Raw genomic sequence first — 17,145 nt, 5'->3', positions numbered from 1 at the left:
ATTGCATCATAAATATAAGGATATACAAGGCCAAATGGCATAAGTAAGGAGTGCTCTTAAGAGAGCACCCCAACATTTGACTTAGAACCTTTTTTCAAATTTTAATTGGTCAAGTACAGAAAATAAGACCAATGTTTCACGTGAAACATTGGTGATTGATTTGAAGTGTGGTGATACATATGGAATTGCTTGGTCCTATTGTGAATGGGTTTGGCATCGTGGTTGGTACATTAATAGGTTTGTTTTTTAGTCGTATTCCAGAGCGTTTTAAAGAGACAGTCATGAGTGGGATTGGTCTAACCGTTATATTAATTGGCCTATCAATGAGCATGACATCAGATCGGATTGTAGTGATCTTGCTCAGCCTCTTAACGGGCGCTATTATTGGTGAATTATTTGATATTGATGAGAAATTGAATCGTTTAGGTGGCTTTATTGAGGCAAAATTTAAAAGTAACACTCAATCAGAATCTAAAATCGCAGAAGGGTTTGTGACAGCATCCCTAATATTTGTTATTGGAGCCTTAGCTGTGGTGGGCGCGCTTGATAGTGGTTTAAGAGGGGACCATGAGGTGTTATACACCAAGTCTTTTCTTGATGGTTTTGTGGCACTTGTATTAACGACCACTTTAGGTATAGGTGTCATCTTTGCAGCTATTCCAGTATTGCTCTATGAGGGTGGTATAGCTTTATTCGCAACGCAAATCGACCGCTTTGTCTCAGAATCATTTCTTGATTTATTTATTGAAGATATGACATCAACAGGAGGGCTGTTGATTGTGGCAATTGGTTTGAATTTAATTAAAGTAACTAATATCCGTGTAGCTAATTTATTACCTAGTCTTATTACAGTTGGTTTTATTTTGTATGCCTATACGCAAATTGAATTACTATTTTAATAGAAAACCCGTCTTAATCATGAATTTGATTGGACGGGTTTTGTTTGTGAATCTCTAATATGTCTTAGACGATAATTTAGTAAAGATAACGCTTGAGCTGTTGTTTTTGCTAATGCCATAACAATAGATAAACGGGTACTTTGAAGTACTTGTAATGGCATAATGCCGCCCACATTTACGATGCCTTTTATAGATAAATCGCCTACTGCAGGAATTGCTTGTTCAGTTGCCGCTCCAGGCAACATGGAACCATGCTCGACGATGATCGAGTTTTGAGACTCAATGGAGCCTAAAGCAGCATCTATGGCAATAATAAAGGGCTTTTCGAACGTTGCATGAATTGTATTTAATGTTTCTTCTAGATTCTTAGCATGAACAGGGTGATCAAGTGTGCCATAGATATTAAATTGATCGTGTTGCCGTTGGTGAATAAAGCTACCAGTTAAGGGTCCAAAACTATCCCCGGTTGATCGATCCGTCCCAATGCATAAAATAATAATCTCACAATTAGGGTGAGGAATCGCTTTTTGAATTTGATTCGTTAATTTCCAAGTAATATGTGGATCTTGGTAGTGCATAGAAAATAGATAATCGTCTTTTGAGTCTCGCATAGGCGTCACTCCTTCAGCATATGTATAAATAGTATATGGATAAGCTGTTGTTTTTATACGTAATATGAGGCGGAGGACGTGTATGGTTAAAGGTATTCAGTGGATTGGTTTAATTGTTGCAACTATGATTGGGGCAGGTTATGCATCGGGACGAGAGATTTGGGAATTTTTTGGGCATGAAAGTAGTTTAGCTATTGTGTTATTTGCAATTTTGTTTACTTTGAGTTGTCACGCCATACTTACTTTGAGTTATGAGCTTAATAGTGAAGATTATATGCCGCTATTAAAACGGTTGGTGGGTGAACGATGGGCAAAGTTTTATGACTGGAGCGTTTTATTATACTTATTTACAACGATATTTATTATGATATCAGGAAGTGGCGCGACAGTTGCGGTATTTGATTGGCCAACGATTGTTGGTGTGATCTGTATGGTGGTCGGCTTGCTAGTCATTATACCTAGAGGAATGGATGGCATTCTATCAATCAATCGTCTGTTACTACCTGTAATGATTGTTGCTTTAGGTGTAGTACTTATGCTATTTATTTGGCGAGAGGATGTTCCATTACTATATCATGACGTAACTGATCAGGGTAATTGGATGGCTTCTATTCCATTTACATCATTGAATGTGATACCATTAATTGCAGTGTTAGGGGCAATAGGAAAAAAGATTACAAGCTATTTAGAAATATATATTGCAAGTATCGGAAGTGGCCTAATTTTAGGTGTGTTATCTTATTTATACAATATTAGTTTAATTCAAGTGGCTGACCAATTATATTTTTACGACATACCATTATTTGCAATTCTCTATGGTTATCGAATTGAAATATTTTTTGGGATGACAGGGTTATTAGTATTTGCAATTTACACCACGGCACTCACTAGTTTATTTGGATTAATCGCTCGAATTCAATCACAGATTAATTATAGCAAAGGCAAATTAGGCGTCTTAATAATTGGACTGGCTTTACCTTTTACTTTTGTCGGGTTTTCGAATTTAATTAGTTATCTATACCCCCTTTACGGTGTTATAAACCTTTATGTCCTAGCAACATTGTTATTATTTCCTATTATTAAACGGGCGAAGCAGCACAAAATTTGATAAACTATAAATGTAAGGATGAACGGGAGGTAGGATGATGAATCAACCAGAGTATGAGTTACATGATTATGTAGAAATGAAAAAAGAGCATCCATGTGGCTCTAATGAATGGCAAATCATTCGCATGGGCATGGATATCCGCATTAAATGCCAAGGGTGCGGCCATAGTGTCATGGTCCCTCGGAAAAAATTCAATAAGAATGTAAAAAAAGTGATAAAAAATGAAGAAAAATCATAAATGTTTCACGTGAAACAATCGATCAATTATTGTGAAAATACAATTAACCTTTATTTTTAGAAAAACAAAGGTGCTAATGCCTTTGTTTTTTTGATTTTCGTAGCGGTTGTTTTTTTCTATATAAATCACTATAATTGGTATGACTAATCTTGAAATTGGGACCGGAAAATTGAAGGAGTGCAATAAAACATGTCATTAACAGCAGGGATTGTTGGTTTACCGAACGTTGGAAAATCAACATTATTTAATGCAATTACACAAGCTGGAGCAGTATCAGCGAATTATCCGTTTGCGACGATTGACCCAAACGTTGGAATCGTAGAAGTGCCAGATCAACGTTTGTTTAATTTATCAGAACTCGTACAACCTCAAAAAACAATTCCAACCGCTTTTGAATTTACAGACATCGCCGGCATTGTTGAAGGTGCAAGTAAAGGTGAGGGGCTTGGAAACCAGTTTTTATCGCATATTCGCCAAGTAGATGCGATTACTCACGTTGTACGTTGTTTTGCGGATGATGACATCACACACGTTTCAGGTCGTGTTGATCCAATCAGTGACATAGAGACGATTAATTTGGAACTGATCTTAGCAGACTTAGAAACCGTGATGAAACGTTATCCAAAAGTCGAAAAGCTTATGAAACAAAAGGATAAAGATGCACAATATGAATTTGAAGTGCTTGAAAAGTTAAAGGATGCGTTTGAGGCAGAGCAACCAGCTCGTGCGATCGAATTCACTAAAGAGCAAATGAAGTATGTAAAATCCCTTCATTTATTAACGATTAAACCTATTCTATATGTAGCCAATGTTGGTGAAGATGAATTACTAGAAGCTGATGAGAATGAAAAGGTACAACAGGTGAAAGAGTACGCGGCTAATGAAGGTGCTGGTGTAATCGTGGTTTGTGCCAAAGTTGAATCAGAAATCGCTGAATTAGAAGGCGAAGAAAAAGCTGAATTCCTAGATGAACTAGGGATCGAAGAAGCAGGGTTAGATCAATTAATTAAAGCGTCTTACGATATGTTAGGCCTAGCAACGTTCTTCACGGCGGGTGAGCAGGAAGTTCGTGCTTGGACGTTCAAGAATGGTATGACAGCACCACAAGCAGCTGGTGTGATTCACTCTGACTTTGAGCGTGGTTTTATCCGTGCGGAAACCGTTTCGTACGATGATTTGATGGAAGCTGGTTCGATGGCTAAGGCTAAAGAACAAGGCAATGTGCGCTTGGAAGGGAAAGAATACATTGTGAAAGACGGCGATGTGATTCATTTCCGATTTAACGTATAAGGACTTAATCAATGGTTGTCATTGTATTAGGTTTTTGTTATAATCTTATGATGTGAGTAATTGACAAGAAAAATTACTCCTTGCCCTATTTTTAAGGGCCGCTAAGTCCAAGAGGAGGTGAAGACGGATGAATAAATACGAAATCATGTACATCATCCGCCCAGACATGGAGGAAGAAGCTCGCCAAGCTGTTGTCGAGCGTTTCAACAAAGTCCTAACTGATAATGGTGCGGAGATCGAAAATGTAGATGAAATGGGTATGCGTCGTTTAGCTTATGAAATTAAAGACTATCGTGATGGTTATTACGTGGTTGTTCATTTCACAGGCGACTCGACAGCTATCGAAGAATTCGATCGTCAAGCGAAGTTCACTGATGACATTATTCGTCACATGGCAGTTCGCGACGAACAATAAGGAGTGTTTGATGTGTTAAATCGTACAGTATTAGTAGGTAGGTTAACGAAGGACCCTGAACTACGTTATACAGCGAATGGAGTTGCTGTTGCTAATTTCACATTAGCTGTAAACCGCCCTTTCTCTAACCAACAAGGTGAACGAGAAGCGGATTTTATTAATTGTGTTATTTGGCGCAAACAAGCGGAAAACCTAGCTAGCTACATGGGTAAAGGTAGTATGGTTGGGGTTGATGGACGTATTCAAACGCGCAGCTTTGACAATCAAGAAGGTAAACGAATCTTCATGACAGAAGTTGTAGCAGAAAGTGTTCAATTCCTTGAGTCAAAAAACAGCAACCAGGGTAAACAAGGTGGACAACCTGGAAACACATCAAACCAAGCGCAACAATCAAATCAAGGCGGCGGATATCAACCGCAGCAACAACAATCACAATCTAAAGAGCAGAATCCATTTGAAGATAGTGGTGAACCAGTCGATTTATCAGACGATGACTTACCATTTTAAAATTATGATTTAAAGGAGGTAGTCTCAAATGGCAGCACGTCGTGGACGCAAACGTCGTAAGGTTTGTTATTTCAAAGCTAACGGCATTACACACATTGATTATAAAGATGTTGATCTTCTAAAACGTTTCATTTCAGAGCGAGGTAAAATTTTACCTCGCCGTGTAACTGGAACGTCTGCCAAGTATCAACGTAAATTAACAGTCGCTATTAAGCGCGCTAGACAAATGGCATTATTGCCATACGTTAACGAATAATTCACCAAATGGTGTTGTAAATCATCGCATTTACAACACCATTTTATTTATTCTTCAACTACATAATTAGAACGTCATATTATGTCTGTTCATTAAGGGCTATTTCATATATGATAGATATAACTTTATCATAGTGGTTTGTTTTTACATTTTGAATCAATCATTGGTAAAATAGCTATATGCGACTAACAAATTGTAATGAACAAAATAATTGAGGTGCCAGCTATGACTGACAAACAAATCATTCAACATGCCGCCACATATGGTTTAACCTTCTTAGCGTTATTAATGGTCACATTTTTTGTGCCCATGATTAGTATTCTAACCATACTCTTATTACCGATTCCGATGATTATTTTTGCATCGAAGTACGGCTTTAAACCAGCTTTAATTCTGTGGCTGTTAGTATTGGCTATAGGTATGTTGCTAACATGGTTTACGATACCGTTCGCCCTGATTATGGGCCTAGGTGGTTTAATGATTGGTGTTGCTATTTATCAAGACCAACATCCGTACGAAGTGTTAGCCAAGGGAACGATCACTTTTGTGGTGACATTGGCTGTTGTCTATGCATCAACCCAGATGATCTTTAATATGGATTGGGTAGGACAGTTTGAAGCAGCCATGGAAGAATCAATAGATACAACAGTTTCAACTGTCGAAGACACTGGATTCGATGTCTCATCTGAAGATTTAGAGGTCGTTAGAGAAGGATACCAAGAACTCATTTATTTGTTACCAACGATGATGGTATTAATTGGCCTTTTCTTGGCTTTCGTTTCACAGTGGTTAAGTCATAAATGGATGAATCGTAAAGAAAAAGGGAAATACAAGTTTCCACCATTCAGGAATTTTTCATTGCCAACAAGTATTATATGGGTTTTCTTGTTAGGTATTATTATGTCATGGATTTATACCGACCCAGCTGATACGATGTACTTAGCAGCCACTAATCTTTACGCCTTACCAGGATTATTATTAGTATTGCAAGGATTATCATTTATCTTTTACTATACACATTATAAAAATTGGAATAAATCAATTCCGATTATTGCTGTGATTGTATTTGTACTGTTTCCGTATTTGCTCGTGTTTCCGCTACGAATGATTGGGATCATTGACTTAGGATTGCACTTACGGAAAAGACTTGAAGGGAACAAATAAGTGATGAACTTCATCTTAGGAGATGACGTGTTATGAATGATGTCAAAAAGTTAATCACAAATAGAACCATTTGGCTATTACACGCGTTAACGGTGGTCCTACTCGGTATTGTATTTTATTATCACTGGCTCGTGGGAACAGTTTTAACGGTTATTTTTGCCTTAATTATCGTTTCAGGATTAAGAACGGAAGACCGTTTGAAACGTAAAATTGAGCAATATATTTCAACCCTATCCTACCGAGTGAAAAAGGTTGGTGAAGAGGCATTATTGGAGATGCCTTTTGGAATCGTTTTATATAATGATGAGTACCAAATTGAGTGGGCCAATCCGTACATGAATGATTTTATGGAAGCGGACGATACTTTAATCGGAGAGAGCTTATCAGATTTATCTGATGACCTGATCAAAGCGATTAAAGATGAAGATGATGAACTACGTATAGAAATTGATGGCAAGATTTATCGTGCTGTCATTAAAAGAGAAGAAAAACTCGTTTATTTCTTCGATCGAACGATGTACGCTGAATTAGAAACACGTTATCAAAATGAAGAAACGGTTATATCGATTATTTATTTAGACAACTACGAAGAATTAACGCAAGCAATGGATGATACGTCGAAAAGCCGAATGAATTCACGAGTAACATCCATTTTAAATCGTTGGTCAAAAGAATATGGATTTTACTTGAAGCGAACGTCACAGGAACGTTTTCTTGCTGTGATGAATCGTGAAATTTTAGAGAAACTAGAATCAAGTAAGTTCGAGATATTAGATGATGTTCGTGAATTGATTTCTGACCAAAATGTTCCGTTAACCTTAAGTATTGGTATAGGAAGAGGGACAGCAGAATTACGTGAATTGGGTGACATGGCACAGTCAAGCTTAGACCTGGCCTTAGGTCGTGGCGGTGACCAAGTTGCGATTAAAGATGAGCACGGCAAAGTGAAATTCTTTGGTGGTAAAACTAACCCAATGGAGAAACGTACACGCGTCCGTGCTCGAGTTATTTCTCACGCTTTACGGGAATTGGTTAATGAAAGTGAGCAAGTATTAATTATGGGTCATAAAATGCCAGATATGGACTCGATCGGTTCATCGGTCGGTATTTTAAAACTGGCTCAACAAAATAATAAAGAAGGCTATGTTGTCTTTGATCGAGATGGCATGAATACAGGTGTTCAAAAGTTAATCGATGAAATAGATGAAGATGATTCATTAGCCGAACAATTCGTCTCACCAGATGAAGCGTTAGATATGGTAACGAAGAATACGCTTATTGTCGTTGTCGATACGCATAAACCGTCGATGGTGATGGAAGAAAAATTATTAAATCGAACAGAACATGTTGTGGTTATTGATCACCATAGACGTGCTGAAGAGTTCATTAATGATCCAACGCTCGTTTATATGGAACCTTATGCCTCATCAACTGCAGAGCTCGTAACTGAGTTGTTACAATATCAAGATGGACGGGTGAAGTTAAGTACACTTGAATCATCCGCTCTATTAGCTGGTATTATTGTCGATACGAAGTCGTTCACTTTACGTACAGGATCGAGAACGTTTGATGCAGCGTCATATTTAAGGTCGAAAGGGGCAGATACCGTTTTCGTCCAAAAACTGCTTAAAGAAGATCTAGACGTTTATGTGAAAAGAAGTGAACTGATTAAGAATGCGACGGTCTTTAAAGAAGGTGTTGCGATTGCTAAAGGTAATGAAGGCGAGAGTTATGGGCCAATTATTATTGCACAAGCAGCTGATACATTACTGACGATGGATGGGGTGCAAGCATCCTTTGTCATTTCCGAACGAAGTGACAATCAAATTGGTGTCAGTGCCCGTTCATTAGGGGATATTAACGTTCAGGTCTTAATGGAGAAAATGAACGGTGGTGGCCACTTAACGAATGCGGCAACCCAATTAGAAGACACGACAATCGAACAGGTTGAAGAACAATTACGAGATATCATCGATGACTATATGCAAGGAGGGAATTCGTCATGAAGGTAATTTTCACAAGTGACGTTAAAGGTAAAGGCAAAAAAGGTGAAGTAAAAGACGTAAACGAAGGTTATGCACGTAACTATTTATTGAAACACAATCTAGCAGTTGAAGCGACTAAAGGAAACCTTAAACAGCTAGAAGGCCAGAAGAAGAAACAAGAAGAAAAAGAACAAGAAGAACTAGATGAGGCTAAACATCTAAAAGATACACTTGCAGACTTAACCGTTGAATTATCCGCGAAATCTGGCGATAGCGGACGTTTATTTGGGTCTGTAACGAGTAAACACATTGCTGATGAATTAAAGCAAAACTATAATATCAAAATTGATAAACGTAAGATTGAACTGGATGAACCTATTCGCACATTAGGTTACACAAATGTTCCAGTCAAATTACATCCAGATGTAACAGGAACATTAAGGGTGCACGTCGCAGAGAAGTAAGGGAAGCACTCCGGTGAAGAGGAGGAACGAATGTGGCTGAAGATATGACAAACGATCGCACCCCGCCTCATAATATAGAAGCAGAACAAGCTGTTTTAGGGGCAATATTTCTAGAACCAAATGCTGTTGTGACTGCGAGTGAAATTATCTTACCTGAAGATTTTTATCGGGTGAGTCACAAGCGCGTGTTTGAAATGATGGTTCAGTTAATGGACAGGGGCGAGCCGATTGATTTAGTAACCGTGACAACCGAATTATCAAATGCCGATATGTTGAATGATATAGGCGGTGTCTCATACTTAACAGACATTGCCAACTCAGTTCCAACAGCAGCTAATATTGAATATTACGCTCAGATCGTAAAGGAAAAATCAACTTTACGACACATTATTTCATCTGCTACAGGAATAGTGACGAAGACTTTTGAAGAAAATGAAGCCGTCACTGAATTGCTTGATTATGCAGAACGATCAATTTTAGATATTTCGCAAGCTCAATCTTCAGGTAAATTCCGTAATATTAAAGATGTTTTAGTCAATGTTTATGATAATATTGAACAATTACATTACAATGATGAAGACGTGACAGGTGTTGCGACAGGCTTTAATGATTTAGATAATATCACATCTGGCTTTCAGAAAAATGACCTCGTGATTATCGCTGCCAGACCATCTGTAGGTAAGACGGCCTTTGCGTTGAATATTGCTCAGAACGTGGCAATCAATTCTCAAGAAAATGTCGCCTTATTTAGTTTGGAGATGGGTGGTGAACAACTTGTTAGCCGTATGTTATGTGCAGAAGGTAATATCGATGCCCAACGTCTCCGTACAGGTAAGCTTGAAGATGAAGACTGGGGTAAATTAACGATGGCCATGGGTAGTTTATCAAACGCTGGTATTTATATTGATGATACGCCAGGTATTAAGATTAATGAAATACGTTCAAAATGCCGCCGTCTTAAACAAGATCAAGGCCTAGGGATGATCATGATTGACTACTTACAGTTAATTCAAGGCTCACCCGGAGGTAGTGAGAGTCGTCAACAAGAAGTATCCGAAATCTCACGTTCACTTAAAGCGTTAGCCCTAGAGCTAGGCGTTCCTGTAATCGCATTGTCTCAGCTATCGCGTGGGGTTGAACAACGTCAAGATAAACGACCGATCATGTCTGACTTACGTGAATCAGGAAGTATTGAGCAGGACGCTGATATCGTCGGGTTCTTATACCGTGATGATTATTATGAAGAAGAAAGCGAAAAAGAGAATATTATTGAGATTATCATTGCTAAGCAACGTAATGGTCCTGTCGGCACAGTTGAACTTGCCTTTGTGAAAGAGTACAATAAGTTCGTTGACTTAGACAGGCGTTACAGTGACGCAGATATTCCACCAGCATAACCTACACGATTAAGATGTGTAGGTTTTTTTGGCTCCAATATATTTGTTGGGGTAGACACAATTCAGCTTGAGGTCTGATGGCGGCCGTTGGCGTCAGGCGATCCGCTTACGGTGGATGCTTGCCGCGGGCACGGCTCGAGCCTCCTCGGCCGAAAAGCATGGCCTGCGGGGTCTCGAGACGCGTGCTGTTCCCGCAGGCGTCACCACCTACGCTCCTCACCTGACGCCAACTTAGTGGTTTGATGAGACAAAAAAAGCACGCAAACTCCTTTTTGTTATCCTTGCTATATATCATCAAAATAAAGCAAAGGAACTACGTGCATTTGCAACATAAATATAAGGGTATAAAAGCCAAATGGCATAAATAAGAAGTACTCTTAAGAAAGTACCCCAACATTTGATTCGGAACTTAAATGCGTACATTACTAAAGTTCACAAAAGTTTTATTCGGATTTTGTTTCAATAGGTGTCTAGTTTATGATAATATAGCCGTGGATGAAAAAGATATCGGAATGTTTAGGAGGAATCAGCATGACGACAGCAGTGGTTGTAGGAACGCAATGGGGAGACGAAGGAAAGGGTAAAATTACAGATTTCTTAGCGAAACAAGCGGATATCGTCGCACGTTATCAAGGTGGCGATAACGCTGGGCATACGATTCAATTTAACGGAGATACGTACAAACTACACTTGATTCCATCAGGTGTGTTTAACCCCGATAAACTTTGTTTGTTGGGCAACGGGATGGTGATTAATCCAGAATCCTTGAATAAGGAAATGAACTACTTAAAGGAATTTGGGATTTCTTTAGATCATTTACGAATTAGTAACCGTGCTCACGTGATTATGCCGTATCATATTGAGCTAGATCGTTTGCAAGAAGCGGCTAAAGGAAAAGAATCTCAAATTGGTACGACTCAAAAAGGGATCGGTCCAGCCTATAGTGATAAGATTAATCGATCAGGGATTCGAATCGCAGATCTTATTGAACCTGATCAGCTTTATGAACGAGTTATGCGTGAAGTTGAAGAAAAGAACCATCTATTAACTAAACTGTATGATGCAGAACCACTGGATGCAGATGAGATTTTCCAAACTTACCGAGCTTATGGCGAACAATTGGCACCATTAGTAGAAGATACATCATTTATATTAGATGAAGCTTTAAATGAAGGACAAGATGTCTTGTTTGAAGGAGCACAGGGTGTCATGTTGGATATCGACAATGGTACTTATCCTTACGTGACCTCATCGAATACATCAGCTTCAGGTGTTGCAACAGGGAGTGGAATCGGTCCTAATAAGATTGATCGGATTATTGGTGTCTCTAAGGCGTACACTTCACGTGTAGGAGACGGTCCATTTCCAACAGAATTAGATGATGCGATCGGTGAACAAATCCGAGAAGTAGGCCGCGAATATGGTACGACAACAGGTCGTCCTCGCCGTGTGGGTTGGTTTGATGCGGTTGTCTTAAACCACGCTCGTCGGACAAGTGGTGTGACTGATTTATCGTTGAATTCATTAGACGTATTATCAGGACTAGATCAAGTGAAAATTTGTGTCGGTTATAATGTGAATGGTGAAACAATCAGGAGCTATCCAGCAACTCACCAAACGTTAACGTCATGTACGCCAGTTTATGAAACGTTGGAAGGCTGGCAGGAAGATTTATCGAATGTTCGTTCATTTGAAGATTTACCTGAAGCGGCACAACATTATATTGAGCGCATCGAAGCTTTAACTCAGACGCGTGTGGCGATCTTTTCAGTTGGACCAGACCGAGACCAGACGATTGTCCGTCACGCTCTTTTCCAATAACTTATTAAATAATCTCCCGATTTTGTTAAATAAGTTGTCGAAGTTATCTCATAAATAGAGCTATTAATTTAATAAATAATGAGCTCACATAAAGAACCCGCCTCCTCAACTGATATGAGGAGGCGGGAATTTTTATTAATTTTATAAAATAGCTTGTCAAAGAGAAAATGGCTGTGATAAGATTTAATCTGTCGGCAAAAGGTCCGGTAGTTCAGTTGGTTAGAATGCCTGCCTGTCACGCAGGAGGTCGCGGGTTCGAGTCCCGTCCGGACCGCCATTCTAATTATGTTTCACGTGAAAACAAGATCATCACCTAAGTCTGTGAGTAAAAAAACACTATTTAATAGAAAACATAGTGTTTGAAATAACAATATTTTATTATTATACGGCTCGGTAGCTCAGTCGGTAGAGCAACGGACTGAAAATCCGTGTGTCGGCGGTTCGATTCCGTCCCGAGCCACCATTTTTAACACAGTTCATTGACTGTGTCTTTTTATATCAAAAAACTGACAAAAAAATCCACTAATCAACAATTTAACTACCATTACATTGGTTGGAGTTCAAATTTATTCCAAGTTCTATACAATTTCATTACAAGTGTGTTAAAACGGTTTATTCTGGTAAAGAATTTATGGTACATTGTACACTGTCAGTTTAAATCTATCTAAATATAATAGAGTAAACATATAAATAACATAGGAACTTATTGGGGGAAAAGAAATTGGTTAACTTGAGGACGTTAATGTCTCATAGTAAGACACAAATCAGCAATCTCCTCAGTCAATCTTGGCTAAAGAAAACAATTGTAACATCTGTTTTAGGTACAGGATTGATCTTCGGAACGGTGCATGCTGATAGTGAAAACGTTAATCTATCAAATGTATACCACGTCTACATGGATGATAAACATATAGGAACGGTAGGAAATAAAGAAAATGTTCAAGATTTTATAGATGAACAAGAACAATCAGCTGAAAAATCTCATTCTGATGAAAATATTGACTTGGTGCCTTCTCAAGAGATTAAATTCGTTGAAGAATTTGTCTTCTCAGAGCCAGATGGTACAGATCAAGTAAAATCGACATTAGAAGAAGATTTATCATTTGCTGCATCAGCTATTGAATTAACAGTTGGTGATCAGGTGCTTGGTTATGTCAACAATTTAGATGAAGCCAATCAAGCTGTTAATCAAGTTATTGATGACGATTTACCAGATGATGTTGATCAAGATTTTGAACTATTAAAAGACAAATTCGATAAACAAGATAAATCAGCAAAAATCAGTCAATTACTACCAGAATCATCATTAGACACTGATTTATCTGATAACCCAGATAAAGAAAATCAAGAATTATACTTCCAACAATCAATTGAATTAGATGAAGGTTCTACGAAATTAGACGTCGGATTTACCGAAGATGTTTCATTTAAAGAAACAAAAGTAGAATCTCAACAATTACTTGAAGTTGAACAACTAGCTAAATTAATTGAACGAGGCGTTGAAACAGAGCAGTCTTATAAAGTTCAAGATGGTGAAACAATCTCAACTGTTGCTAGTAAACATGACTTAAGCACTGACGAATTAGTCAGCTTAAACTCAGATTTAGAAGAAGATAGTGTTATTCAAGTAGGGCAAAGCCTTGACGTAAAAGGAACGACTTCTCTAGTTGATGTTAGCTATTCGAAAGAAGTGACAGAAGAAGAAACGATTGAATATGAAGAAGTAACCGAAGAAACGGATTCGCTTTATGAAGGCGAATCAGAAGTAGAGCAAGAGGGATCTGATGGTAAGAAAGAAATCACATATCAGGTTAAAGTAGAGAATGGCAAGGAAGTCTCTAAAGAAAAAGTAGATGAAGAAGTCGTAGAAGAAGCTCAGGATAAAATTATTAAAGAAGGAACTAAAGTGATTCCTTCTCGTGGAACAGGGAACTTCGCTTGGCCTGCTGTAGGTGGTCATTTAACAAGTACTTATGGTCCACGCTGGGGTTCTCACCATAATGGAATCGATATTGCTGGTGTCAGTAACCGTACAATTAAAGCTGCTGATAACGGAACGGTTGTTGAAGCTGGTTATCATTCAGGTGGTCACGGTAATCGAGTTATTATCGACCATAATAACGGTTATCGTACATTGTATGCCCACTTATCATCAGTTGATGTTAATGTTGGTCAAACTGTTCAAAAAGGTCAATCTATTGGCCAAATGGGTACAACAGGACGTTCAACAGGGGTACATCTCCACTTAGAACTCAAGAAGAATGGTAGTTCCATTAATCCAGGACCTTATTTCAAATAAGTTTTGAACCTCTAGCTAAAAAATTAGCTAGAGGTTCTTTAAATAGGTCAAAAAAGTGTAACTAAAGTAAAATTAGGGAAATAGTAAGACAATTACACTAAATTAAGATAAAATAAGAAATAAATACGTTTAAGGATGGTGTCAGATGATGCGACATTTAGTTTTAGTTGTCGATGATGAAGAACCCATTGCAGATATATTAAAATTTAACTTAGAAAAAGAAGGTTATGATGTAATCTGTGCTTATGATGGAGATGAAGCAGTCAATTTAACGAAACAAGAAGAACCTGATTTAATCTTATTAGATATTATGTTACCTGAGAAAGATGGTATGGAAGTATGTCGGGAAATTCGTCAAGATTATCAAATTCCGATTATTATGCTGACAGCCAAAGACTCAGAAATCGATAAAGTGTTAGGCTTAGAATTAGGCGCTGACGATTACGTCACAAAACCGTTCAGTAATCGGGAACTCATTGCCCGTGTGAAAGCGAATTTAAGACGTCGTGGGACAGAAGGGCAAGAATTACCTCAAGGGTCGATTCCTAATATTAAGATCGGCGGCCTTGATATTAACCGAGAAAATTATTCCGTTACACGCTACGGTGAGCCAGTAGACTTAACTCACCGAGAGTTTGAACTCTTATTATACTTAGCTAAACATATAGGACAAGTGATGACACGTGAACATTTACTTGAAACCGTATGGGGTTACGACTATTACGGCGATGTCCGGACAGTGGATGTGACCGTTCGTCGATTACGTGAAAAAATAGAAGACAACCCGAGTAACCCAACATGGATTGTGACGCGACGAGGTGTGGGCTACTACCTACGAAATCCTGAGCAGGAGTAGATTGAATGAATAGGCTTAAAAGCTTCTTCAAATCGATTCAATTAAAATTTATTATTATTTATATTCTATTATTACTAATTGCTATTCAAGTGATTGGTGCCTATTTTGCTCGCCAACTTGAAACGCAATTATTAGATAATTTTACTGAATCGATTAACGACCGTGTAGAATTACTGAATTATAACTTAGAACAAGCTTTATCCGCTGAACGTGATGAGGATGAACCGTCACTTGAACAAGACGTTCAGTCGATTATTTATGACTTTGATTCAGAAGACATAACCAAAATCCAAGTCATTGATAGTAATAGTCGGGTATTAGGGACCACGAGCCAGTTTGGTCAAGAGAATGTTGGTAACCGTACGACTGAGCCCAGGATTCAACGAGCTCTCTCACCAGGAGGTAATCGAGAAGAAACCATTGTCTATAACTCTCAAATTGGGCACCGAACGCTTGTGATTTCCACGCCAATTGAAGCGGATGGCGAGATTGTCGGAGCTTTATCGCTTGAAGCTTCGATTGAAAGTGTTTATTCACAGCTCGATGATATTAACAGTATTTTTGCAAATGGTACGATGCTCGCGATTACAGTTTCTGCTTTATTAGGTGTATTAGTCGCCAGGACGATCACTCGACCCATTATGGAAATGCGGAAACAGGCGAAAGTAATGGCAACGGGTGACTATTCCAATCAAGTTGAAGTTCATGGTGAAGATGAAATTGGTCAATTAGCAGTTAGTTTTAATGAATTAAATGAGCAATTACACTTAGCACAGGCAACAACAGAAGAAGAACGGCGTAAGTTAAGTTCAGTCTTATCGAATATGACAGATGGAGTGATTGCAACAGATGATTATGGCGACATCATTCTAATGAATGAGCCCGCATCGAAATTGATCGGCAAAGAGTACATTGAAGTACAAGGACAACCCCTTCTTGATGTGCTCGGATTATATGATCATGTGGATCACTTAGATGAAATTAAGGAACTTAGTAGCACAATTATTGACTTTTCAGATGGAAATCAAGAATTATTACTTAAAGCGAATTTCTCAGTCTTCCAAGATGATGAGGAAGAAATGAATGGCTTCTTAACTGTATTAAGTGATGTCACGGAAGAAGAGAAGGTTGAACGTGAACGACGCGAATTTGTCGCGAATGTATCGCATGAGTTACGCACACCGCTAACGACGATGCGGAGTTATTTAGAAGCGTTAACTGATGGGAACACATGGCAAGATGAGCAGATTGCACCGAAGTTCTTGAATGTTGTTCAGAATGAGTCTGAACGAATGATTCGACTCGTGAATGACTTATTACAACTTTCAAAAATGGATAATAAGGATTACAGATTAGAGAAGAAGCGAACAGAATATATTGCGTTTATTGATCAAATTGTCGATCGATTTGAGATTAATTTAAGGCCAGGCCTTTCTATTGAACGCGGTCTGCCGAATAAACGTTATTATGTTTGGATGGACTCTGATAAAATTACACAAGTCCTCGATAATATCATTTCGAATGCGATGAAATATTCTCCTGAGGGCGGCCAAATTCAAGTCAAAGTTGAAGTCCAAAAGCACCATATTGTGACTAAAGTGACCGATGAAGGTGTCGGGATTCCTGATGAGAAGATTGATAAAATCTTTGATCGCTTCTATCGTGTTGATAAAGCTCGGACCCGTCAGTTAGGCGGAACTGGACTTGGTTTGGCTATAGCAAAAGAAATAATCGAAGCACACGATGGAACTATTCGTGCTGAAAGTCGTGAGAATCAAGGGACTACAATCTCATTCCGTCTACCGTTGATGCGTAAGAAGCGAGGGTGATGAAAT

General features: G+C 38.5%; 16 protein-coding genes and 2 tRNA genes. 17 read left to right on the top strand and 1 reads right to left on the bottom strand.

Going from position 1 to position 17,145, the window contains the following annotated elements; genetic code table 11:
- The first annotated feature begins 179 nt into the window (after positions 1-179).
- Positions 180-899 carry a DUF554 domain-containing protein gene (locus FHR85_RS04545; RefSeq protein WP_167261518.1) on the top strand — a complete coding sequence of 240 codons (720 nt, stop codon included), beginning with the start codon at positions 180-182 and terminating at the stop codon, positions 897-899.
- Between the two features lie 17 nt (positions 900-916).
- Here the strand turns inward: FHR85_RS04545 and yyaC are convergent, their stop codons facing one another.
- Positions 917-1,510 (bottom strand): spore protease YyaC, encoded by a 594-nt coding sequence (yyaC, locus tag FHR85_RS04540; protein ID WP_167261516.1) that lies wholly within the window; start codon positions 1,508-1,510, stop codon positions 917-919.
- Positions 1,511-1,592: 82 nt separating this feature from the next.
- Between yyaC and FHR85_RS04535 the strand changes: the two genes are divergently transcribed.
- The 16 genes from FHR85_RS04535 to walK all read left to right on the top strand — a co-directional run bounded on the left by FHR85_RS04535 (position 1,593) and on the right by walK (position 17,139).
- Complete coding sequence (locus FHR85_RS04535) at positions 1,593-2,618, top strand: YkvI family membrane protein (RefSeq protein ID WP_167261514.1); 1,026 nt, start codon at positions 1,593-1,595, stop codon at positions 2,616-2,618.
- Positions 2,619-2,655: 37 nt separating this feature from the next.
- Positions 2,656-2,856, top strand: coding sequence for a DUF951 domain-containing protein (locus tag FHR85_RS04530; protein ID WP_167261512.1), 201 nt, complete (start codon positions 2,656-2,658; stop codon positions 2,854-2,856).
- Positions 2,857-3,045: 189 nt separating this feature from the next.
- On the top strand, positions 3,046-4,146 hold the full coding sequence (gene ychF, locus FHR85_RS04525; protein WP_167261510.1) for a redox-regulated ATPase YchF: 1,101 nt from the start codon (positions 3,046-3,048) through the stop codon (positions 4,144-4,146).
- Between the two features lie 127 nt (positions 4,147-4,273).
- A complete protein-coding gene (rpsF, locus tag FHR85_RS04520) occupies positions 4,274-4,561 on the top strand; it encodes a 30S ribosomal protein S6 (RefSeq protein WP_167261508.1) in 288 nt (95 codons plus the stop codon).
- Positions 4,562-4,573: 12 nt separating this feature from the next.
- Positions 4,574-5,068, top strand: coding sequence for a single-stranded DNA-binding protein (gene ssb / locus FHR85_RS04515; RefSeq protein ID WP_167261506.1), 495 nt, complete (start codon positions 4,574-4,576; stop codon positions 5,066-5,068).
- Positions 5,069-5,096: 28 nt separating this feature from the next.
- Positions 5,097-5,324: a 30S ribosomal protein S18 gene (gene rpsR / locus FHR85_RS04510; protein ID WP_167261504.1), complete on the top strand. Its 228-nt coding sequence runs from the start codon at positions 5,097-5,099 to the stop codon at positions 5,322-5,324.
- 225 nt (positions 5,325-5,549) lie between these two features.
- Positions 5,550-6,488: a YybS family protein gene (locus tag FHR85_RS04505; RefSeq protein WP_167261502.1), complete on the top strand. Its 939-nt coding sequence runs from the start codon at positions 5,550-5,552 to the stop codon at positions 6,486-6,488.
- Between the two features lie 32 nt (positions 6,489-6,520).
- Complete coding sequence (locus tag FHR85_RS04500) at positions 6,521-8,494, top strand: DHH family phosphoesterase (RefSeq protein ID WP_167261500.1); 1,974 nt, start codon at positions 6,521-6,523, stop codon at positions 8,492-8,494.
- Positions 8,491-8,937, top strand: a complete 447-nt coding sequence (gene rplI / locus FHR85_RS04495; protein ID WP_167261498.1) for a 50S ribosomal protein L9 — start codon at positions 8,491-8,493, stop codon at positions 8,935-8,937. The genes FHR85_RS04500 and rplI overlap by 4 nt, the downstream gene beginning before the upstream one ends.
- Before the next feature lie 44 nt (positions 8,938-8,981).
- The gene (gene dnaB / locus FHR85_RS04490) at positions 8,982-10,334 is read left to right on the top strand and encodes a replicative DNA helicase (protein WP_167261560.1); all 1,353 of its coding nucleotides are present in this window, start codon (positions 8,982-8,984) and stop codon (positions 10,332-10,334) included.
- Between the two features lie 531 nt (positions 10,335-10,865).
- Positions 10,866-12,155 carry an adenylosuccinate synthase gene (locus FHR85_RS04485; RefSeq protein WP_167261496.1) on the top strand — a complete coding sequence of 430 codons (1,290 nt, stop codon included), beginning with the start codon at positions 10,866-10,868 and terminating at the stop codon, positions 12,153-12,155.
- 200 nt (positions 12,156-12,355) lie between these two features.
- Positions 12,356-12,432 (top strand) — tRNA-Asp (locus FHR85_RS04480).
- Positions 12,433-12,542: 110 nt separating this feature from the next.
- Positions 12,543-12,618, top strand: a tRNA-Phe gene (locus FHR85_RS04475).
- Between the two features lie 279 nt (positions 12,619-12,897).
- Positions 12,898-14,454 carry a LysM peptidoglycan-binding domain-containing M23 family metallopeptidase gene (locus tag FHR85_RS04470; RefSeq protein ID WP_167261494.1) on the top strand — a complete coding sequence of 519 codons (1,557 nt, stop codon included), beginning with the start codon at positions 12,898-12,900 and terminating at the stop codon, positions 14,452-14,454.
- Positions 14,455-14,602: 148 nt separating this feature from the next.
- On the top strand, positions 14,603-15,310 hold the full coding sequence (yycF, locus tag FHR85_RS04465) for a response regulator YycF (protein ID WP_167261558.1): 708 nt from the start codon (positions 14,603-14,605) through the stop codon (positions 15,308-15,310).
- Positions 15,311-15,315: 5 nt separating this feature from the next.
- Positions 15,316-17,139: a cell wall metabolism sensor histidine kinase WalK gene (gene walK, locus FHR85_RS04460; RefSeq protein WP_167261492.1), complete on the top strand. Its 1,824-nt coding sequence runs from the start codon at positions 15,316-15,318 to the stop codon at positions 17,137-17,139.
- The last annotated feature ends 6 nt before the right edge of the window (positions 17,140-17,145 follow it).

The organism is Alkalibacillus almallahensis, from assembly GCF_011761495.1.
Classification (GTDB): Bacteria; Bacillota; Bacilli; order Bacillales; family Alkalibacillaceae; genus Alkalibacillus; species Alkalibacillus almallahensis.
This window is presented reverse-complemented; position numbering and strand designations above follow the sequence as displayed.